Source organism: Hydrogenophaga sp. (assembly GCF_030158645.1).
GTDB lineage: Bacteria > Pseudomonadota > Gammaproteobacteria > Burkholderiales > Burkholderiaceae_C > Hydrogenophaga.
Genome location: NZ_JAOASO010000023.1, coordinates 1 through 20,076 on the forward strand (window position 1 = coordinate 1; position 20,076 = coordinate 20,076).

A 20,076-nucleotide genomic window follows, 5' to 3' on the forward strand; every position below is an offset into this window, starting at 1 on the left:
GCGCGGCCAGAAACAGGCCGTTCTGGGCGTCGCCAAAGGCGGTCTTGCCCTGGAGCTGGTGCACCAGCTCGTCGGCCAGGGCGGTGCGGGGGTAGGCGATCATGTTTATCTCATTTTATGTTGACTTTGATAATTTATCGAAATCGAAATAAAAGTCAATAAAAGAGTGCCCTGCAGCGTCACACCAGCCGGATGCGCCCGGTCAGCAGGGCCTGGGCCATGCCTTGTTTGAGCTGGCGGGCTTTGGTCAGGCGGACTTCGAGGGCAGAGATCTCAGTGTCCATGTCGGACAGGATGGTGGCGATGGCGGTTTGCTCTGCGATCTCGGGAGCTCGCACAGATATTTGAGCCAAGGCGGCTGCGCTGATGTGAACAACCGCGTCCCCTTGACCTTTGCTGGCCTTTTGCCGGTTGACTTCAGCGGCATTGAGCGCGTAGCCAAGAAATCGCGAATCGGAAGCCCTTGGCCGCAAGATCACGATATCGCTGCCGGCATAGGCCTCAAAGTCATCCAGAAACGCGACGCACTTGCCGATGTCTTCTTTCGTTTCGCCAGACCCGGCGAACAGAATGTCCCCTTGTCGCAAAGGTGTAGCTGTTGCAGCGACAGCTGGAGAAATTCCAGACTCGAAAGACCGAACGTGGTCTGTGTGGGTCGTGTAAATCTCACCGTAGCGAACGCAAGGAATGGCGCCACTTTGTGCCTGTTCTCGCGTGATGCCTGAACCCTTCAAAAACGTACCTATTTCTCCCAAAGACACGGTACACCACTCAGCTTGGAATCCCGGCAAACGTCGCTGGCCGGTGAGCAGTTCCTGCATCGCGCCTTGCTTGATTTGGCGCTTCTTGGCCAGCAGTTGCTCCAGCGATTCGATCAGAGCGTCGGCATCTTGGAGCGCCTGAGCAATAGACTCTTGTTCCCGCTTGGGCGGTAGAACGACGCGCAGCGACTTGAAGGTGGGCATGTAGACAGTGTTGTGAATACTGCCGGCCATGAGCTTGCGCCATTCAGGAGCCATGTACCTGAACAGGTACACAAGGAAATGACTGTCAACAGCCGGACCACAAACATAGTTTGCAAAGTCCTGACTCGTGGCCATTTCCCTACCCATCGATGTCGCTTTCCCTACCGTGGCGGTCCGCGAAAGAACAACAGTGCCCTTCGGTAGCAAACGGGCCGATGAGTTCTTCAGCCCAGCTTGCGAGATGTATTGTTGGGTCGCAAGTATCTCCAGGTCGTTCAGTGAGCCCGTGTCGTGGAGTGAAATCCAAGGAATGTTTCCACCCCAATAGGAGGGCTGCCGACGGCTCGGCGTGTGTCCGCTTTCAAGGCGAGCAACATCCGTGAGTTGCTGGTAGTTCCAGTCCACGGGGATCACACCACCTTCTGTCTGCTTATAGCCAGCCTGCACCAGGTACTTCGCATTTGGCTCGTTCAGTTCCATGCGAACCCCATCCGGGCCAGATGCTCGTCCACCCGAGCCTGCAGTTCGTCGGCCCGTTTCGACACGGCAGGCAGGGGAAGGTCGTAGCGGTCAGCCAGCTCTTTCACCCGCTGCGTCAGGCTCTGGGTGATGCGGTTCAGTTCGGCGTGCATGGAGGTGTCCAGCGCTGCGAGCCATTTTTCATCCACTACCAAGGTCTGGATCTCGGCTTCGCTCAGGCGCGGGTAGTGGTCGTGGGCCAGTTTGTCCACGTGAGCGTCCAGCTCCTTGAGGGTTTTCTTGAGCTGGGCTTCTTGCTCGCTGAGCTGCAGCCACTGCCGGAGCACGCCGGCTTCGTCTTGCGCGTCGGCGTCGCGCTGAATCTCTTTCAGCCGTGCGCTCACCTGGGCCTTGTTCACCTTGTCCAGCTCGGCAAAGGCGCCTTCGTCGCCGCCGTGTTCTTCTTCCAGCTCGGCGAGCTGGGCGGCCATGGCGTCGAGCTGAGCGCTCATCTCGTTCATGAGCGCCTGCTCTTTGGCGTAGTACCGCGCCACCAGCGTGGCCTTGGACACCAGATCGCAGGCCCAGCCCTTGTCCACCTGCTTGCCGGGTTTTCCGTCCTTGCCCTTCTTGGTTTCGATCACGCGGTAGGTGGCGGCCTTCCAGCCGTCGGCCGCCAGCAGGTAGGCGTCGTCTTGCCAGGTGCTAGCCCACAGGTCCATGAGGCGCTGGTACACGTCGTAGGCGTTGAGCAGCGGTTGGCCCTGGTAATGGGCCAGCAGGTCTTCGGCCAGCTCCACGATCAAAGCCTTGGGTTTGAAGCCAGGCTTGAGCTTTCTCAGGCGCTGGCTGGCGCGGCTGCGCCAGGCGTCAAAGTGCGCGGCCATGCGCTGGGTGTAGGCCACGAACTCGGGGTGCTGGTAGATGCTGGTCTGGATGGCGGCTTTGTCCACCGCCAGAGCCAGGTAGCCGGGGCGCAGCGGCGCGAAGAGGGCCGCGCGCAGCTGCGGGCAGGTGGCCCAGTAGGCCTGCAGCGCGTCCACATCGGCCTGGGGAATGCCGCCGCGCAGGTGGCCTTCAATGTCTTGCTGGTCTTCGGTCTGGCGGTTTTGCAGGTAGCGCGGCAGGTTGAGGTTGAAGTCGTTCTTTTCGATCTCGGCCAGGGGCACGAGGCGCGCGTAGGTGGGGTCGCTGCCGTCCTGCTTGCTGTAGGCGTCCACGATGCGGTGGATGTCTTGCTCGCGCAGGCGGTTCTTGGGGCCGTCTTTCATGAAGGCGGCGCTGCCGTCCACCATGAAGATGCCGCGCCGGGCCTGCGCGTCCTGCTTGTCGATGACGACGATGCAGGCCGGGATGCCGGTGCCAAAGAACAGGTTGGCCGGCAGGCCGATGATGCCTTGGATGAGCCCACGGCGAACGAGGTTCTTGCGGATCTCGGCTTCGGCATTGCCCCGGAACAGCACGCCATGCGGCAGGATGCAGGCGGCTTTGCCCTGGGGCTTGAGCGAGCGGATGATGTGCAGCAGGTAGGCGTAGTCGCCCTGTTTGGTGGGCGGGATGCCAAAGCCCTTGAAGCGCTCAAACTTGTCGTTGTCGGGCGTGAGGCCGGTGCTCCAGCGCTTGTCTGAAAACGGCGGGTTCGCGACCACGTAGTCGAAGGTCTTGAGCGCAGCGCCGTCGAGGTGCTTGGGGTTGGCCAGGGTGTTGCCCTGGGTGATGAGGGCGCTGGCGTTGTTGTGCAGCACCATGTTCATCTGCGCCAGGCCGCTGGTGGCTTCGTCCATTTCTTGCCCGTACAGCGTGACCGGGGTGGGCGCGGCGTCGGCCACTTTCAAGAGCAGCGATCCGGACCCGCAGGTCGGGTCGTACACGGTGGTGTCGGGCGTGGTCTTGGCCTGGTGGATACCAATGACCTGCGCCAGGATACGGCTGACTTCGGCGGGTGTGTAGAACTGGCCTTTGCTCTTGCCGCTCTCGGTGGCGAAGTGGCGCATGAGGAATTCGTACGCGTCACCCAGGATGTCGTCACCATCGGCCCGGTTCTTGGAAAAATCGAGCGCCGGGTTTTCAAAGATGGCGATCAGGTTGCCCAGCTTCTCGACCATTTCCTTGCCCTGGCCGAGCAGAGCGGTGTCGTTGAAGTCGGCCTTGAGACGGATCTTGTTGGCTTTCTCAAGCGGCTGCAGGATGTGCTTGTTGATCTGGTCGCCAATGTCGGACTTACCCTTGAGGGCCACCATGTCTGCAAAGCTGGCGCCAGCGGGAATCTGGATTGCGGCGAAGGGCTGGCCCGCAAATTTGTCGCTGATGTATTTGATGAACAGCAGGACCAGCACGTAGTCCTTGTACTGACTGGCGTCCATGCCCCCGCGCAGCTCGTCGCACGAGGCCCAGAGGGAGGAATACAGCTCGGATTTCTTGATGGCCATGGAGAACACAAAAAAGGTGCCTTTGGGCACCTGAAAAAACTGGGTTAACCGGAGGAATGTTACGGCAGCGGGATGGCCGGTTGCCTGTGCTGTGGTACGACAGGGCGGGCATTTCACATTCTGTGGTGTTCCACCGCCAGAGGGACGTGTTATCAGGGGTGGTCTGCGCCATGAAATCGGGCGGTAAGGGATCGTCATGGCCATGGTCGGGGACGATGAGCAGGGGCCGTGGAGCATCGCCACAGTCCAGCAGACTGACTGCAACCAAGGGCTGATCGGGCGCTTCGTTGTCTAGGAGCCCGTTAATAAAGCTTCGACCGTTTCGCACAATTGCGCCCATAGGTTGTATCTCATGGCTTCGCAATTTTTCAGTATTTTCTAGCTCCGACGCGCGCGTACTTGGGGGGAATCTTCGGTAACGGGATGTACATAACCAGGTGCCAGCTTTGCGCTGTCTGACCCATACAGCGAGAGCGGATCTTTAAGCCAGAGCGCGTGTTCATTCCAAGGCTCACTATGGTCTGGCGAACAATCCACCGCCCACAACCTAAGCATGTATCCAGCCAGCGCAGCACGAACTGTTGCCCTCAACACGCCGTCTATCATTCGATAGTCTCTGACCACAACGTCAGGCATTTTGTGGTCGGGGTGAACCACCAAATCAAGTTCCATGATCCGACTCCACTGGGCATCGAATTCAGCGGTCTCCTCCCGCGTCACCTGACTGTCCGCCAAGACAACAGGGTTCTCCATGCGCGTGGGAACAAAGTCTAGAAACTTCTTCCGCTTGCGATCGAATGCGCGTACGTGCCATCGCGCGCCGCTATTCACCAAGGCAAGGGGAACGATCTCGCGCACACCGCCACCACTGGTGACCGAGTAGTAGGTGAGGCGCAAAGGCTTTCTCAGGTTGATCGCGCGCGTAACCGGCGCTAGAACGGACATCGCCGGCAAGCTCAGTGGGATGGGGTATTCGCAGGGAAGCATGCTCATGGGATGGTCAGCTCCACCATCGCCAAAGCCTTGTGAGAGAGCTGTCAAAACCCTTTGGGGCGCGTGCTCAAAGAGTGGGACAAATTCGGCACTGGGCTTGTAGACCTTGCCAATCCCGTCGAAGTCCAGGTTTGCAGGAGCGAGCTCCCGATACAAGGCGATGTCTCGTGTGGCTGCAGCGGGTCCGGTGCCAAATCGCTCCGTCACATCCGAACGCCGCAGCTTGCCCAGAAAGTACGCGGCGAAATCGATGTACGAAAGCCGGTCTTGCTGCGCGCGTGACATGCCCTCCAGGCGGAGCGCGACATCGATTGCTTGGCGTTCTGACATGCCGCGCATCATACATCTGGGGGAGTCGTGGTCAGATCACCACCATGCCTTGGCATGATCATTTTGATGATATAACATCGTCATTACGAACTTCATCCGAGATCTATCCCATGTACGAATCCACCATGACCTTCTTTTTATCTCGCCCACGCCTGCTTGTTTCGTGCGGCAGGACGCTGATGAAGGCGGCTGCCTATCTGGCGCTGTTGGGGCTGATCGGCCAAGTCATGAAATCGGTGATGTCTGTCACAGGACGCATTTCCCAGACTCCACCAGTGCAAAGTCTTGCGGAAGCCTACGGCGCAGGTGTCACATGGTTCATACCTGAGGGGTTGATCGGCTTTGCCGTCGTGTTGATCTTGGCCGTCACAGGACTGAGTGCCATTCGATTGGGCACAGAACTCGACCGCATGAGCCGCTAGACCGCGCAGCAGCTCCACCCGAAACAAATCACGACCAACTTAACCCTGAGAAAGAACGCTCATGTCCGGCGCCTACACCCATCTTGCGATCGCCAATGACGCACGCCCTTTGGCGGCAAGGGCTGGCCTGCGCAGCAGTACGCTGAAGTCCCTCGGGCTTCACCTGAAGTACGTTGAGCTTGGTGCCGTGAGTCCGGACTACCCATACCTCTGCCTGGATCGGCGGCAAACGGTTTGGGCAGACTTGATGCATTACACGAGCACGGCAAGGCTTGTGCGTGCCGCGGTCAGTGCTGTTCACAAGCTGCCGCCTGACCTTCAACCACAGGCGACTGCTTGGTTGTTCGGGTTTGCTGCGCACATAACGACTGACATGACGATCCATCCCGTGGTCGAACTGAAAGTCGGTCCTTACAAAGGAAACGAAGCCGCACATCGACGGTGCGAGATGCATCAGGACGCATACATATTTCCTCGAGTGATGAACGCTGGGGCGACCAACCTCACGGAACATCTGAGTACGGGAATCGCGGCATGCTGCGATGGGCAGGATGAAGATCGTCTCCACAAGGCGGTAGAGCAAGTCTGGCTTTCGATGCTGAAAGACACCTACCCAGACAGGTTCGCAAAAGAGCCCCCAACACCGAGCGCCTGGCATTCAGGCTTCAAAGGCATTGTGACGTCGCTCTCGAAGGCCAATCACCTGTTTCCTTTCTCCCGGCATGTCACGGCGAACGCTGGCCTGACCTACCCACCGGAGCGCGACGTTGACAAACAGTACCTCGAGGATCTGGCCACGCCCGAAGGGCCCAAGAGCTTCGACGAAATCTACGCCAAAGCGCGCGACAACGTCCTCGCCATTTGGAAAGGACTCGATGATGCGTTGATCCTCGGAAATTCACCCGAACTGGACCGACTTGAAGACTGGAACCTCGACACAGGACGAAGCGTTTCGACTGGACAACTTGTCTTTTGGGGGAACTCAAAATGATGCTGGTGCGAAAAGCAGCCGCGCTGTTTGCGGCACTCACCCTGCTGAGCTGTGCAACCCAGACAGACGAGCGGGAGATGAACTACCTCGCGTCAGCGCTCACCAAGATATCTGCCGCGGTCGACGCAACTGTTCGATACGGCGCACTCGCACCCAACGTCACAGACGACCAGGTTTTGGAGATGGCAACTTCACAAGATCCAGCGCTACTGAAGAACTTCGCAGGTCAGACCGTCCGCGTGATTCGGCAAGGTGAAAACTCGGCCGTGCTTGTCTGTGAACGCGTCACTGGCAAGGCCTTGCTTGAGGATGCCGGGTGCACAGCAAAAATGGACCTGCATCGATGGAACATGGCGGCAACGCGAACCTGCGAACCCGTTCTTGATTTGAATCGAGTTTGCGGTCAATAAAAAAGGGCAGGGAGTTCCAAGTGTCAAAGAACATCGTCATCTTCTCCGACGGGACCGGGCAGGCTGGAGGGCTGAGGCCTGACCAAAATCTCAGCAACATCTACAAGCTGTTTCGTGCGTCACGCATTGGACCAGAGAGCCCAATTGATCCCAAGGAACAAGTGGCGTTCTACGACGCAGGGCTTGGCACTGACAACGATGGTGGAAGTATTCCATTCAGGTCGGTTCAGTGGTTTCGAAAGATGTGGAGCAGCGTGACCGGCACTGGCATCAGCCGAAACATCGCGGACTGCTATGAAGCAATCCTCAAACACCACGAGCCGGGCGACCGAGTTTTCCTGTTCGGGTTCAGTCGTGGAGCGTACACAGCCAGGTGTGTTGGTGGCGTGATGGCCCTTTGCGGCGTGCCCACGCGGGCTGCAGACGGAGGTCCTCTTCCACGCCTGGGAAGAGATCTGAGAAAGATCGCAGACGAGGCCGTTCAAGAGGTGTATGAGCATGGCTCCGGAAGCGACTTGCCCGAGCGAAAAGCGGAACGTTTGGAGAAGGCCCGGCGTTTTCGGCAGAAGTACCGTTGTGAGGACGAGTCTGGTGCGCCAAACGCCGCGCCGTACTTCATTGGTGTTTTCGACACGGTAGCTTCTCTGGGGGCATCTGGCCTGCGAAGACTTGGGATGTTGCTTCTGCTTGTTGGCTTCGTCGCTCTCATGACCGCCATCGTGACCGGGGTCGTTAACGCGGTGCTGCCATTCGGAAGCTACTGGCGGACCCTTTTTGCTTTGTGTCTCGCAATCGGAGCAATCATCCTTGCTTTATCTTTCAAGGTCAGCCTGAAAACGATCAAGGATTTTCCGAACAAAGGAAACTTCAGTTGGCACCTTGCTGCGTGGCGTTTCCGCTTCTACGACAACAACTTGAATCCAAACGTCCGGTATGCCAGGCACGCCATTGCCATCGACGAGGATCGAAGGGACTTTCAGCGGGTGCCATGGGGGTCGCCAAAGGACTGGCCAGATCGAAAAGGCGAACCAGAATGGCTGCGCCAGATATGGTTTGCGGGCAACCACTCTGACATTGGGGGGAGCTATCCAGAGGACGAATCTCGCCTTTCTGATGTATCCCTTGAGTGGATGCTCGAGGAGGCAACCAGCCTGCCACATGCGCTACGGGTCGACAGATCACGGCTGCACCTCTTCCCTGACCCTACGGGCATGCAGCACTGCGAAATCGAAAGCATGCGGAACTCGTACCCCTCGTGGATACCGGACCGGCTGCGCCCAGTCTGGGCACGTCAATAACGCGACCTTAAAGCCCAAGCACCTTTGCACCCGTCAGTCGCCGTCCGCATACGCCATATGAACGGCGTACTGCAGTACGGTCGAAGAGCTCCTTACCGTCCTACAAATTTGATTGCTCATGAAGTTGCGGTTGGTATTCTTCAAGAGCAAGGCGTGGATGGCTGAGCAAACTGCCTGAGCGAGCGAGGGAAGTCGCACGCGCCAACAACTACGATTCGGAAATGAAGCTTGACCTCAACTAACGATCATGAATACGCCGTGCTGGGCGGAATCAATCGCGCCAGCATCGGCCGCTATCTGGCCATTTTGTCCAGTTCAATATCAGCGGGGCTTGTCTTTGTGCTGCTTCAAGCTCAGAACTTCGCCAGTTCGATGGGCTTGCACGTCAATTTGCCACCCATTGTGTTGTCACTTGCCGGTGCGGGCGCGGTGTACACGCTGCTCTTCTGGGTACTTAACAACCATGCGTGGAAATGGCGCCCACTGTCACTCATGCTAAAGGTGCCCAACCTCGCGGGCACCTGGGACTGCAAGGGCGAGAGCTTGGACCGTGATGGCAAAGTCGTCTATGCGTGGACGGCAGAGGTGGCGATCGTTCAATGCTGGGACAGACTCCGCGTGCGGCTCAAGACCTCGCAGTCTGGCTCCAACAGCATGGCAGCCGCGCTGACCCATGACAACGTCGATGGCTGGTTGCTTCTCTATCAGTATCGGAACGATCCCAAGATTGGCGAGCCCGAGTTGCGCTCGCACGTCGGCACCTGCAGCGTGACGTTCTCCAAAGATCTCGCATACGCCTCCGCCGAGTACTTCAATGGTGTGGGGCGTGCGACGTTTGGCAAGATGACCTGGACCCGGAGGAAATGATGGCCCGTGATATCAATCAGCGACTGCAGCAACTGCGCATCCGACGTGACGGCTCGCGCGGCACTGCCATGGACAGCGCAACGCTCGGATCTATCTTTAGGTCGGCCCCGCCAATTGAGCTGTGGGAGTCACGCGGCACGGGTGACCAGCCCAATACGCGCTATGCGCTGGGATCCATGCAGGCCGTCAGCGACACCTACACACGAGTGAGCAAGGACACCGCCGATCGAGTAGCCAACCAATTGAAGGAGCGCCTTGCGAAGGACGGTATTGACGCTGAGTTCAAGCTGCAAGGATCGGTGCCGCTTGACGTACATATCAAGGGGGTCAGCGATGTCGATCTGCTGACACTGTCCAACGAGCTATTCTCATACCACCCGAACGGTATCAAGGCGCTGCGCGGCGACTATACGAACCCTGCAAGGCGCAACTCGCTGGGTGTCCTTATCGAATTGCGCAGCCGTGTAGAGGTCAGGCTGGAAGAAGCCTTTCCAGCGGCCAAGGTGGACAAGGCGGGCGCGAAGGCAGTGAAGATCTCAGGCGGGTCGCTGGCCCGTGATGTGGACGTCGTCCCTGCCCACTGGTCTGATACTGTCCAGTATCAAGCGACGGGTAGAGCATCGGATCGCGGCACCAAGATCCTGGACAAAAGAGCGATGACGACGATCGAGAACCAGCCATTTCGTCACATTGAACTCATAGGAGCGCGGTGCGACCTAAGCGGCGGCGGACTGCGCAAGGCGATTCGCCTGTGCAAGAACGTCAAGGCGGACTCTGACCGTAAGGTAACCTTGCCCAGCTTCGACATCGCTTCAGTCATGTACCACGCGGACCTGGATGCACTGAGGCACGGCCGCTACTATGAACTTTCGATCCTCGCCGAGACGCAGCGTCACTTGGACGTACTTGCTTGCAGTCACGCCATGGCCCAGACCTTATATGTGCCCGATGGCAGCCGGCTGATCTTTGACACTGCCGAGAAGCTGCAAGGCTTGAATGAGTTATCGCGCGATATGGACGAACTCCTGAGCGCAGTTCACGCTGAGCACGCGCCAAGTTATCTGTCGAACCAACTTATGAGCGAGAAGCGGCAGACGATCAGTGCGCTCGCCGCTTGATGCACACCTAGCTACCGCCGCCTCCGGCGGGTACCAGCGCATCTTTCAGATCAAGACCGATGGCATCCAATGAGCGATCGCGAGAGCTTCGTCGTCCTTGCGATCGTTCAATCAGAACAGAGTCACACGTAGGTCGTTGTGGGCAGGGAGCAGCAGCTGCCGGTCATCCGGGCCCACGGCACTAAGGACCGCTGTCGCTGCACGACGGACCTACAGCATTAGGTTCTGGATGTCTGCATGGTCGATCGTGAGCCCCAATTCAATTGATCCCCCGACGCTGGTTTGAATAGCAGAGGCTCGATGTAGCTTCGACCTTTGACAGGAATCTTCGGTAGTGGCTCAACGAGCGCGTTCCATACCCACGGGCGCTGACCCTCACTGGTGATCAATCGTTCAAGATCCCCAGCGCTCTCATCTTTGTTGAAGGATTGCCGTTCAATGATCAAGAAATGCGGCGAGGCACCACAGTCGGTGAGGCTGGCACTGACCCCCACCTTGGATGTCGGCGCGTTGTACCGAAGACATTTGATGAAAGAGCGGCCCTCTCCCACAAGCTTTTCAAGGAGTTGGCGGTCGAAATGATCCTCGATGAGGTGCCACTGCGCGGTGGCTGGCATCAGTGACAGCTCCACGATGTTGGGCAGGCCTGCATCAGTCATTCTGAAAGTCGCAATCATCAACATGTGCAGGTTTTCTACCGCGCTCCAAAGCGCCAACTCCTGCTCAAAACACCGGGCGAGCCGGCGGTACAGCTGGTCATCGAGCCCGAACGGTTGGTCGGGAACATGTTTGATGACTGCCTTGTGGCCATAACGGGCCGGGACGATCTCTTTGACCTCGACGATCATGAGCATCAATGGCTGGGGAGACCCCGATGTTGGTCTTGAGCGCGTCCACTGCTGCAGGCGGCGCGCGGTGATGGCGTCCTTGTTTTCAACCGAAAACACCTCCGGGATGTAGAGGCTGGCCAAGAGCGGATGGCCGCCGACGACCTTGTTCTCGGCGGCGCGCAGCAGGTGGCGGCGCACGGTGGCCCAGGATCTTTTGCCAGTGAAGCTGGGTTGCCATCGCGTCAGTTCGGCCTGGTCCCACAGGTAGTGCAACAGGCTGCGCAGGGTCAGCTTGTTGCCTTGGGACGAGGCGCTGCTGGCGGTGCTGCTTGCCGGCGGTGGTGCCGAGCGCCCCGGCATCTTGGTCATCGGGAAGTCCAGCTTCAGCGTTGTTGTGCCGGTGGACGGATTTTCGAGAATGGCCGTTCCGAGAAGTTGCCCCAGACCGGAGAGATCTGCCGGTGGCTCGTAGGAGGGGCAGGCGGTGGCGTGTTGGCTGCCAGTGTTCGGCATGCGTTTGACGATGTAGCCGTCCAGCAGACGGGCCACATACATCTCGATGCCTTGGCCCTGAGTGTCTCGCTGGCACAGGCAGCGGGGGCGCAGGTGCTGTTCGTGGGCTTGCGCGACGGCCTCTTCAAAACCTGTCGTGCCCTTGTTCCAGCGCTGGCCGCCGATCTCGTAAGCGACTTGCGGCTCCGATGGTTCGAGAGCGTGTTCCGGGGCACGCACAGCAGCATCCTCAACGAACAGGTGCCGCCCGTTCGCGGGTGCGTTGCGTTTCCCGAGGCGTGATCACTGCGGGGCGCCGGGAGGGGGCGTTCGTGTCGTAGACCTTGACCTTGGGCATCTGACCGTCGCGCATGCGTTGGGCGAGTTTCTCTGTGGCGACCGCCATGATCGCCATGCGCTGTTTCTCGGGCACCCGTTTGGCCAGCAGGATGGCATCGATGGCAGCCAGCACCGCCTTGCGTCCGCCGCTGCCACGGCCAGTGGGGGTCGCAGTGCTTGCCGTCTCCTTGCCCGTGATGGCATCCCGGGCCGGTTCAATGCGGTTGACCTGGCGCAACTCGCGTTCGACCTTGAGGCGCTCCAGATCGGCTGGGATGGGCTCGTAGCCCAGCGTTTTGACGCCACGTGCAGCGGCCTCCAACCAGACCAGGCGCTTGAAGTCTTCGTTGCCCGAGATACGAAGCGAATGCCAGTTACGCGCCTCGGCCACATCGACCATGGAGCGCGCGACCGACGGGCTGTTGGTGTCGGTGGCCAGGCGGAACGTGGACTCGGTGAAGGCCACGCGGGAGGTGTCTCCCCGAAACCGGTATTCGGTCAGGCCAATGGTCAAGTCGCCCACAGTGACGGGCGCACGTTTGATCAGGTAGCGGTCGATCAGCGCAGCTTCCAGCCGTGCCACGAGGGCTGCACGTTCTGCCTGGGCATCCATCTTGGCCAGGGCTTGTGCGTCGGCGACGTCGGTCGACCGAGGTGGTGGCTGGGTTGTCGGTGTCGTCGCCAACGGGATGACGTTGCTGGCGGGTACCGACCGATCCCTGTCCGGTGCGGCCTTTACCGGTCGCTCGGGCGTGGCCGCGCGTTGCGGCGAACGCGGAGTGTCGCGCAGCCATTGGCCATCCACCTTTTGCACCCACGATCGCTGGCCTTGTGCATCCAGGGCCACGAAGCGGCTCGCGCCAAGGCGGTCGGCCTTGGCCACCATGTCGGTAAAACGGTCGCTGCGGTAGGTCACGTCGGCAAATGGATCCCGCAACTCGAAGCGTTCAGCCGGTGGCTCTGCTGGCGTCTGAAAACGCTCAATGGCGACCGTGGTGCGGTTGGCGGGCTCGACAGTCCCGCCTTGCGGCGGAGTGTTGACCGGGGTCGCACGGGTCGCGCGGCGGCTGGGGGGGTTGTTGGCATCCATGGAAACCTCGCTCGGTTGGGCTGGCTGATGACAGATCGTTTCAGGGTTGAGGGGGAGGCGTCGCCCGCAGGGCCACCGGCAAAGCCCGGTACACCTCGATCTCGACCCGCCGGTTCAGGTCACGGCCCTGCGGGTGGTGGTTGTCGGCGACGTGGTCACCGCTGGGCTGGTGGGTGCTGCGGATGCGCGCAGCATCGACGCCGGCGGCCACCAGGTAGTCGCGCACGGCCGCGGCGCGGGCCTGGGCCATGCGGCTCTCGGCGGGTGTGTCGGTGTTGCCGTCGGTGCGTCCGCGCAGCACCACCAGCGGCGCGACTCTGGCGTCCTCCAGCAGCGCGGTGGCCACCTCGGTGGGGATGAGCACGCGCGCACTGCCAAAAGCGAAGCGCACCGTGTGCACGCTGTTGGCCAACGGGGCCGGTGACAAAGACGGCGGCGCGGGTGACGAAGGCATTTGCATGGCCGCGAGCAGTTGCTGGCGCGCCGCCAGGTGGGTAAGGGTCGCGGAGGCTGTGTCTGCCAACCGACCCGATTCGATCGCCAGAATGCGGGTGTTGTGCAGGTCGTTCTTGCAGACCTGCAGCTCCACCGCCATCTGTGCGTTGGCTGGACGCTTCTGCGATTCGTCCACCGTCGGTGGTTTGGGCGGCGAGCCACAGGCGCTCAGCAGCGCACCCAGCAAGCAGCACGCAGCGAGGCTAGGGGTGGGGATTTTCATGGTCGGTCTCCTGTGGTCTCGAACAGTTCGCGGTTCACACCCGTCTGTGCGGGTGCCGCCGCTGAAGTCGTTGTGCCATCTGCGTCCGCAGCGGGGTTGAGCTCGACGGGCTCAATCGACCCACCATCGTCCAGAGTCGTTGACGGATTGGCCGGCAGACCTTGACTGAAAAACTCCAGCAGTGCCTCAGCAGTCTGTTCAGGAGACCCGTGAAAGTCGTCCGGCAGCAACGTGAGGTCGTGCGCGAGGGCTTCCACGGACAGGCTCTCGTCCGCTGCGAGTTCGTCGTCGGCAAAGCGCCAGCGCTGCTGCACCCGGGCCAGGTGCAGCTCAACATCCATGCGGGGCACCAGCGGGGCGGGGAACAGGCGTGATTTGAAAGCCTTGTCACTGAAATAACGGATCTTCTCGGCCAGGATGGGTTTGCAGTTCTCGCAGATCACCACCAGTCGCTCACGGCCCAGTTCCTTGAACTCTTGCGGGAGCAGGAGGGCGCGGCGTTGGTCACTCTCGTTGCGACTCACCGTGCTGTGGCCGTGGCCACTGAAGGAACGGCTGCGCCCGCGCGAGGTGGCGCGTTCCGTGAAGTGGCCGAGCATGGCGCTGTACTCATCGGCGTCGCGCTGTTCACGCGGCGCGTAGAGGATCTGCAGGCCGTGGTTGGTGGCGAAGGTGCGCGCCTCCTTGTCGCCGTAGACCGCGTCCAGCTGCGACATGGCCTGCACCACCGTCAGCAGGCGCAGGTTGTAGCCCGCCAGAAAAGCCGCTGCGTTGGTGATGACACCCACCCGGCCCATGGCGGTGAACTCGTCGTTGACCAGCAGGCACTGCAGCTTCAGACTGGGGTCCTGCTCGGGCAGGTGCTGGGTGTTGAGGCTGACCAGTTGCGAGAAAAACAGGTTCAGCAGCGGGCGTGCGTTGGCCAGGCGGTTGGGCGGGATGCGCACATAAATCGACATGCGCCGCCGCCTCAGGTCCTCCAGACGGAAATCGTTGGCGCTGGTCGCAGCATCCACCACCGCGTCCGCAAAAATCGTCAGCGGCGCGTGGAAGGTGGCGACCACACTGGCGAGTGTGTTCTCCGAGTTTGAGAGCAGGCGCTGCAGGGCATCGACACATTCGTCTGTCAGTGCACGGCCATCGTCACGGCGCTGGGTGATCAGGCTGCTCAGGTGGTCTTTGAGGGGGCGACCTTGGCCTGAGGACTGGCGCAACATCTCGCCGACCGTGCGCGGGAGCTCGGGGGTCTCCAGCAGGAGCAAGCCCAAACCCAGGAACAGGTTGCGCGCTTGGTCGTTGAAGAATGCTTCGGACGAGCTACCACCCCCGTCGTTCGGAAAAAACACCTGTCCGATGCCCAGCAGGTCCCCCACCCTGTGCAGCGGGCTGGTGCGCACAGCACTCAGCGGGTTCCAGCGGTGGCTGCGCGCCTCTTCGTCGAACGGCGAGAAAGCGAACACCGTCTGACCGTGCGCGGCACGAATACCGGCCGTGATCGCGTGGTTCTCGCCCTTGATGTCGAGCACCACGACCGAATCGGGCCAGTTGAGCAGGTTGGGGATCACCACGCCCACACCTTTGCCGCTGCGTGTGGGCGCGGACAACATGACCGAGAGCTGGCCGGGCAGGGCGAGGAACCGACCCCGGAAGCGCCCGATCAGGATGCTGGGCCCGGAGGACGGATTGTTTGAGGCGATCAAACCAGCGCGCGCGACCTCGGACGGGGTGGCAAAGCGTGCATCGCCGTGCAAGGCCCGGCGCGGCCTGGCTGCCGCGATCAGCGCGCCGGGCAACACCACGAGCAGCCCGATGCCGGACAAGGCCATGGCAGCCAGCAACTGTTTGCGCAGCGCAGCGTCGGTGGCGTAGATCTGCCAGTAGCCGACGACGCTTCCCCACCGGGCCTGGCGCGGATCTGCCTTGTTGAACACCAGAAACAGCACACCCGCCAGATACACGGCCGCGCAGGTGAGCGCTCCGTAGGCCGCGACCGAAAAAATGCCCGCCGCGATCTTTCGACCCAGAGGCCACGCCGAAAAGGATACCGAGGTCAGTGCGCTCATCTGTGCGCGCCCTCGAAGGCCGATGCACATGATGTGGGACGATCGATCCCGCGTTCCTGCGCCGGCGAGTCGTACCGGCGTTGGGGTTCGTAACGAATATCGGCGATGAAGCGCCCCCGCTCGTCCCGGTCGAATTGCACGATGACATCGATAACGATGTGCAGCAGCGCCTTGATCTCGTCCATGCGCAGGCCACCACCCGCGCCACTTTCACGGATCATCAGCGACATCTGTTCCAGGGCCAGGGCACAGCTGCCGGCGTGCACGCTGGTGATGCTGCCCGGATGGCCGGAGGCCGCCAGCCGGATGAACGAAAAACACTCTTCGCCGCGAAGCTCGGCGAGGAAGATGCGGTCTGGCTTCATGCGCAGGCAGGCTTCCAGGAGCGACTTGGCCGATACACGCGCGGTGCCCTGGGCGTCCTTGCTGTAGAAGAGGTGCACCACGTTCGGGTGATTCGGCAAGGTGAGCTCGGCCGTGTCCTGGATCGTGATCAGCCGCTCGTGCTTCGGCACCTCCTCGACCAGGCCTTTCATGAAGGTGGTTTTGCCCGACCCGGTTTTGCCGCTGACCACGATGGTCTGGTGGTGGCGCACGGCCAGGCGCAGGAACTCGGCGAACTGTCCCGCCGATTTCAAGTTGATCAGCTCCTGCTCAAAAGGACGCAGGCCTTCGTTGGTCGAGCCGCCGTCCTTGCTGTTGTGTTCACCGAGGCGATCGAACAGCCCATCGCGCTCAAAATCGCCCAGCCGCAAAATCAGCTCGGACGGTTTGCGCACCGTGATCGAGACCGTGCCGCGTGGCACCGCCGGTGGAATGGCGAACTGGATGCGCTCGCCGCTGGGCAAGGTGGCCGAGAGCAGGGGCCGTTCCTGGTTGATCTGCTGGTCGCAGAACGTGGCCACGGCGGTGGCCAGGGACAGGCAACGCTCCTGCGTCATCTCGGGCACAGCAACAGTTTTCCAGCCGCGCGCGGTCTCCACCTGGAGTTCACCTGGCCGGTTCACACAGACCTCCAGCACGCCCGGCGCGTCGAGCTGCTCACGCAGCGGGCGCAGAAACTCGATGACCGAGGTGGCGTCACCGCACCAGCCTTCGAAGAGCACTTCCTGGTCGTGGGCCATGGTGGTCATCGCGCCACCGGGTTCAGTTCGTAGACCGATGAAAAGTCCACGTCACGCGCCACGTAGATGCCGACGATGCCGCCCTGGTTCTGGTAGATCAGCGGCGGGATGTTGATGGTGCTGTCCAGCACTTTTTCGGCGAGCTTGCTGGTGTTGTTGGTGGTCGAGGGCAGGATGATGGTGTTGGCCTGCTGGTCCTGCGCCTGGTTCTGGATCACCAGCTTGACCGAGTCGTCGATGAGCGAGAGCAGCATGGCTGCGCCGATGCGCTCGCCCCAGCGGTTGTCGACATAACCATCGATGCCCGACTCACCCAGTTGGCCTGTGCCTGGGGAATCGATTTCCACCGTCACGCCCAGCGGCGTTCGGATGCGGGTCCACAAAACGGGTATGCGCACCGTTCCCGGCCGCACCGAAGTGATGCGGTACTCCCCGTCCAGATGCGAGCCGCGCTCGATCAGTAGCACCCGGCCGTTGTCGCCGAACACGTTGCGCTGGACCTGGCAGCCCACCAGGCCCGAGGTGGCGCTGATCACCTTGGTCTTGAGGGCGCAGGTGAAGGCCGTGCCTTTGGGCAGGGTGAGGCTTCGGTCGCCGAGCAGGGTGGCCGCCACCCTGGGCATGGCCGAGCCCTGGAGTTGCCCGCCGAAGAGCCCGGCAGCAGCCTGTGGAGCAGCCGCCCCCATGGGCCCGCCCGCCATGGCGGGCGTTTGGACCGGGCTGCTGTTCGGGCCCGTTGCGATCGCTGCACTTTGGGTCAGGTCGTCGAGCAAACCTTGCAGCTGGCGCTGGTAGGCCTGGAGGTTGCGCGAGGTGGCGGCGAGCGGGTCGTCGGGGTCGGTCGGCCCTTCATCCATTCCGCCTCCTGCTTCTGTCATCGGGGCGGCGGCCACCTGCCTTGGGGGTGCAATACCCGATGAACTGGGCGGTGCACCAGGGCGCGAGGACACCACCAACACCGGGGCGTCTTCGGGTGGCACACCCTTGGGGCCGCCTGCGGTCGGAGCCGCTTCCCCGTTGCGGCGCACACCAATGGGTTCGACCACTTCGTTGGCCGTGGGCAACAGGGCCGGAATGCGGGGTGAGGAGGGTGGTGCAACAACCGCCATGTCCAGCCTGCGGGGCTCCGTCGTGGCAGCAGAGGGGAGGTCGTGCGCGAGCTTGGACGCCTCTTTGTCGGCCTCGTGACCGCTGGCGGCAAAGCGGTGGATGGAGAACGCCGAGACCGCGATCAAGGACAGCATGAGCAGGGCCACCGCGAGCAGGCCTTTGGCCGACCACGAGACGCGCTGGCGTGCGGCGACGTTCGGGATGCCCGCCTCACCGAGCAGCGGCGAGATGGTGTTGCCGTCTGTCTCAGCGGAAGGTTCGGCCGAGGGAAGACCCGCCGGGACGTCTCGATCGTTCATGGTGCGCCTCCCGTTTGGCGATCGGCCGGTGAGGAGCCAACCGCTTTGAGCATGCGGCGCACACCTGGCACGGTGGTGGCGCCTTCAGTGGGGGCGCCGTCCAGATCGAAAGCCTCGTTCCAGACGCCCACCACGGCCGAGCCCGCTCGCAGCATCAAGCGGCGGCTGACCCGATCCACCACGAGCAGGTCGTCTTCCATGCGCGCGTTGACCAGGGTCTCACCGCCATCGCCCAGCACGTGAAAGACGGCGGGCACCTCGCGGTTGCCTGGAAAACGCAAGTAGGTGAAACGCCCGTCGTCATAAATCAGCGTGGGCACGATGTCCAACGATCCTGCACCTTCGGCAATCGAGTACTGGGTGTTCATCACCGATGGCCTGGCCTGCAGCCGTTCGGCCACCACTTGCTGGGGCGAGAGGGGTCGGGGCAGCGCTGGGAGCGTGGCGAGGCCGGGCGTGTCGCGCAGCGCGAGCCGAGGCGGTGGCACGGGCCGGGCTGGTGCCTGGATCGTCAAGCGGTACACCGGTTGTTGGCGGTCGTTGTCTGACAGCACCACGAAGCGCAAGCTGTGTGAGCGCCGGTCGGTGACCACGGCCAGGTTGTTGGGATTGCTGGCGCTGCTTTTGGCCTTGACGAACAAATGGCGCCCACCGGGCTGGGCTGCCACACACCACACGGTATCGGCCTTGCTGCAGTCACCGCCCAAGCCGGCGGCCACTTCGGTGATGGCTTCGTCCGTGTCGAACACCACGAGCGTCACGACGCCCCGTTTGACCGGCACGGTCACCACGGCATGCGGGTCGTAGATTACTTCGCGCAGCCGTGGGTCAGCGGGCGTGTTTGTAGAGGCCGCAGCGGTGTCAGCAGCCGCCCCCGGCGCAAGGGCGAAGGACAGCGCACTGGCGAGCACCAAGGCGACCGGCGTGCGACTCATGGCTTGTCTCCCGCTGGGACGGTGTTGATCTCCGGGTCGGAGCGGTAGGCCGTGACCACAAAGCCAAACGGGTTCTCCAGCCGATCACCTTCTTTGGCGAGCACCTTGGGCTGGTACTGGTAAACGATGCTGGCCACGTGCCGGGTCTTGACCTCGGGCAGGCTTCGGTCGGTGAGCCGCACCACCTTGTCGTAGGTGACGGTGGCGTCGCTCTGGTTGCCCGTGCGGCCCGACGCGGCCAGGCGCACGCCCACGATCTGGATGCGCCAGTCCTCGGTGGCGCCGAGTTTTTTCTGCAGAGCGCCTTCACCCTCGAAACGGCGGTTGTAGTCGGAGAAGACGCCCGGGACCGCCATGCGCGCCACCTGGTCGAAGTCGCGCTGCAGGAACATCCAGCTGTAGCCCTCGCGGGCGCGCACGAAGGTGGCCAGGTTGTGCTTGTCCAAGGCCTCCATGGGCGGAATGGTTTCTTCGCTCAAGCGCTGCTGGATGGTGGTTTCACCGGTGAGGCGGTCCACCACGATCGGGATCTCGACCACGCGGCGCAGCGGTCCCTGCACGAACACCGCCGCGATGCCGATCAGACCCATGACCAGCCCGGCGATTGCCACCGCCCAGGCGCGGCGCTCCGAACGTTCGAGCATCAGGGCACGGTCGATTTCCCAGTCGCGGTTCGCGATGAAGGTCGGTGATTCGGCTGCATGCCCGGGGTCGCTGTTGCGATCCGGCCATGCGGCGGCTTGTCCTGAGGTCAGGATGGCGCTCATGGGGGGCTCCTGTGAGGCTGGTGGTCA

17 protein-coding genes are annotated in these 20,076 nt (G+C 61.7%); 6 read left to right on the forward strand and 11 right to left on the reverse strand.

The genetic code is table 11. The annotated features are described in order from the left end of the window. Window positions 1-179: 179 nt before the first annotated feature. The 3 genes from Q1W68_RS01530 to Q1W68_RS01540 all read right to left on the reverse strand — a co-directional run bounded on the left by Q1W68_RS01530 (window position 180) and on the right by Q1W68_RS01540 (window position 5,176). Window positions 180-1,445 (reverse strand): restriction endonuclease subunit S, encoded by a 1,266-nt coding sequence (locus Q1W68_RS01530; RefSeq protein ID WP_300658990.1) that lies wholly within the window; start codon window positions 1,443-1,445, stop codon window positions 180-182. Beyond that, the gene (locus Q1W68_RS01535) at window positions 1,436-3,853 is read right to left on the reverse strand and encodes an N-6 DNA methylase (RefSeq protein ID WP_300715481.1); all 2,418 of its coding nucleotides are present in this window, start codon (window positions 3,851-3,853) and stop codon (window positions 1,436-1,438) included. Before Q1W68_RS01535 ends, Q1W68_RS01530 begins: the two co-directional genes overlap by 10 nt. Window positions 3,854-4,231: 378 nt before the next feature. Next, window positions 4,232-5,176, reverse strand: coding sequence for a WYL domain-containing protein (locus tag Q1W68_RS01540; RefSeq protein ID WP_300658993.1), 945 nt, complete (start codon window positions 5,174-5,176; stop codon window positions 4,232-4,234). 110 nt (window positions 5,177-5,286) lie between these two features. On the opposite strand from Q1W68_RS01540, the gene Q1W68_RS01545 reads away from it, so the two are divergent. The 6 genes from Q1W68_RS01545 to Q1W68_RS01570 all read left to right on the forward strand — a co-directional run bounded on the left by Q1W68_RS01545 (window position 5,287) and on the right by Q1W68_RS01570 (window position 10,282). Then, a complete protein-coding gene (locus Q1W68_RS01545; RefSeq protein WP_300658994.1) occupies window positions 5,287-5,598 on the forward strand; it encodes a hypothetical protein in 312 nt (103 codons plus the stop codon). A gap of 61 nt (window positions 5,599-5,659) precedes the next feature. Further along, window positions 5,660-6,589 (forward strand): zinc dependent phospholipase C family protein, encoded by a 930-nt coding sequence (locus Q1W68_RS01550; RefSeq protein ID WP_300658995.1) that lies wholly within the window; start codon window positions 5,660-5,662, stop codon window positions 6,587-6,589. Further along, window positions 6,586-6,999, forward strand: a complete 414-nt coding sequence (locus Q1W68_RS01555) for a hypothetical protein (RefSeq protein WP_300715482.1) — start codon at window positions 6,586-6,588, stop codon at window positions 6,997-6,999. The genes Q1W68_RS01550 and Q1W68_RS01555 overlap by 4 nt, the downstream gene beginning before the upstream one ends. Before the next feature lie 20 nt (window positions 7,000-7,019). Further along, entirely contained in the window at window positions 7,020-8,297 is a 1,278-nt protein-coding gene (locus Q1W68_RS01560) for a DUF2235 domain-containing protein (protein ID WP_300658999.1), read from the forward strand. A 228-nt stretch (window positions 8,298-8,525) separates the two neighbouring features. Continuing rightward, window positions 8,526-9,164: a hypothetical protein gene (locus tag Q1W68_RS01565; RefSeq protein WP_300659001.1), complete on the forward strand. Its 639-nt coding sequence runs from the start codon at window positions 8,526-8,528 to the stop codon at window positions 9,162-9,164. Continuing rightward, complete coding sequence (locus Q1W68_RS01570) at window positions 9,164-10,282, forward strand: hypothetical protein (RefSeq protein WP_300659003.1); 1,119 nt, start codon at window positions 9,164-9,166, stop codon at window positions 10,280-10,282. Before Q1W68_RS01565 ends, Q1W68_RS01570 begins: the two co-directional genes overlap by 1 nt. Window positions 10,283-10,500: 218 nt before the next feature. Here Q1W68_RS01570 and Q1W68_RS01575 read toward each other — a convergent pair whose 3' ends face one another. From Q1W68_RS01575 to Q1W68_RS01610, 8 genes are read right to left on the reverse strand one after another with little or no spacing between them, the layout of a single operon-like run. After that, a complete protein-coding gene (locus Q1W68_RS01575) occupies window positions 10,501-11,844 on the reverse strand; it encodes a DUF1173 domain-containing protein (protein WP_300659005.1) in 1,344 nt (447 codons plus the stop codon). Between the two features lie 10 nt (window positions 11,845-11,854). After that, window positions 11,855-13,033 (reverse strand): LPD7 domain-containing protein, encoded by a 1,179-nt coding sequence (locus tag Q1W68_RS01580; RefSeq protein WP_300659007.1) that lies wholly within the window; start codon window positions 13,031-13,033, stop codon window positions 11,855-11,857. A gap of 40 nt (window positions 13,034-13,073) precedes the next feature. Next, window positions 13,074-13,751: an OmpA family protein gene (locus Q1W68_RS01585; protein WP_300659008.1), complete on the reverse strand. Its 678-nt coding sequence runs from the start codon at window positions 13,749-13,751 to the stop codon at window positions 13,074-13,076. Then, complete coding sequence (locus tag Q1W68_RS01590; protein WP_300659009.1) at window positions 13,748-15,814, reverse strand: type IV secretory system conjugative DNA transfer family protein; 2,067 nt, start codon at window positions 15,812-15,814, stop codon at window positions 13,748-13,750. The genes Q1W68_RS01585 and Q1W68_RS01590 overlap by 4 nt, the downstream gene beginning before the upstream one ends. After that, entirely contained in the window at window positions 15,811-16,947 is a 1,137-nt protein-coding gene (gene virB11 / locus Q1W68_RS01595) for a P-type DNA transfer ATPase VirB11 (RefSeq protein WP_300659011.1), read from the reverse strand. Before virB11 ends, Q1W68_RS01590 begins: the two co-directional genes overlap by 4 nt. Beyond that, on the reverse strand, window positions 16,944-18,347 hold the full coding sequence (virB10, locus tag Q1W68_RS01600; RefSeq protein WP_300649047.1) for a type IV secretion system protein VirB10: 1,404 nt from the start codon (window positions 18,345-18,347) through the stop codon (window positions 16,944-16,946). Before virB10 ends, virB11 begins: the two co-directional genes overlap by 4 nt. Next, window positions 18,344-19,282, reverse strand: a complete 939-nt coding sequence (locus Q1W68_RS01605; RefSeq protein ID WP_300649048.1) for a TrbG/VirB9 family P-type conjugative transfer protein — start codon at window positions 19,280-19,282, stop codon at window positions 18,344-18,346. Before Q1W68_RS01605 ends, virB10 begins: the two co-directional genes overlap by 4 nt. Next, window positions 19,279-20,049: a type IV secretion system protein gene (locus tag Q1W68_RS01610; RefSeq protein WP_300649049.1), complete on the reverse strand. Its 771-nt coding sequence runs from the start codon at window positions 20,047-20,049 to the stop codon at window positions 19,279-19,281. Before Q1W68_RS01610 ends, Q1W68_RS01605 begins: the two co-directional genes overlap by 4 nt. Window positions 20,050-20,076: the final 27 nt, after the last annotated feature.

Coding starts and splice junctions, on each gene's coding strand:
- Q1W68_RS01530 (WP_300658990.1), bottom strand. CDS start 1,445: ATGGAACTGAACGAGCCAAATGCGAAGTACCTGGTGCAGGCTGGCTAT.
- Q1W68_RS01535 (WP_300715481.1), bottom strand. CDS start 3,853: ATGGCCATCAAGAAATCCGAGCTGTATTCCTCCCTCTGGGCCTCGTGC.
- Q1W68_RS01540 (WP_300658993.1), bottom strand. CDS start 5,176: ATGTCAGAACGCCAAGCAATCGATGTCGCGCTCCGCCTGGAGGGCATG.
- Q1W68_RS01545 (WP_300658994.1), top strand. CDS start 5,287: ATGTACGAATCCACCATGACCTTCTTTTTATCTCGCCCACGCCTGCTT.
- Q1W68_RS01550 (WP_300658995.1), top strand. CDS start 5,660: ATGTCCGGCGCCTACACCCATCTTGCGATCGCCAATGACGCACGCCCT.
- Q1W68_RS01555 (WP_300715482.1), top strand. CDS start 6,586: ATGATGCTGGTGCGAAAAGCAGCCGCGCTGTTTGCGGCACTCACCCTG.
- Q1W68_RS01570 (WP_300659003.1), top strand. CDS start 9,164: ATGGCCCGTGATATCAATCAGCGACTGCAGCAACTGCGCATCCGACGT.
- Q1W68_RS01580 (WP_300659007.1), bottom strand. CDS start 13,033: ATGGATGCCAACAACCCCCCCAGCCGCCGCGCGACCCGTGCGACCCCG.
- Q1W68_RS01585 (WP_300659008.1), bottom strand. CDS start 13,751: ATGAAAATCCCCACCCCTAGCCTCGCTGCGTGCTGCTTGCTGGGTGCG.
- Q1W68_RS01590 (WP_300659009.1), bottom strand. CDS start 15,814: ATGAGCGCACTGACCTCGGTATCCTTTTCGGCGTGGCCTCTGGGTCGA.
- virB11 (WP_300659011.1), bottom strand. CDS start 16,947: ATGACCACCATGGCCCACGACCAGGAAGTGCTCTTCGAAGGCTGGTGC.
- virB10 (WP_300649047.1), bottom strand. CDS start 18,347: ATGAACGATCGAGACGTCCCGGCGGGTCTTCCCTCGGCCGAACCTTCC.
- Q1W68_RS01605 (WP_300649048.1), bottom strand. CDS start 19,282: ATGAGTCGCACGCCGGTCGCCTTGGTGCTCGCCAGTGCGCTGTCCTTC.
- Q1W68_RS01610 (WP_300649049.1), bottom strand. CDS start 20,049: ATGAGCGCCATCCTGACCTCAGGACAAGCCGCCGCATGGCCGGATCGC.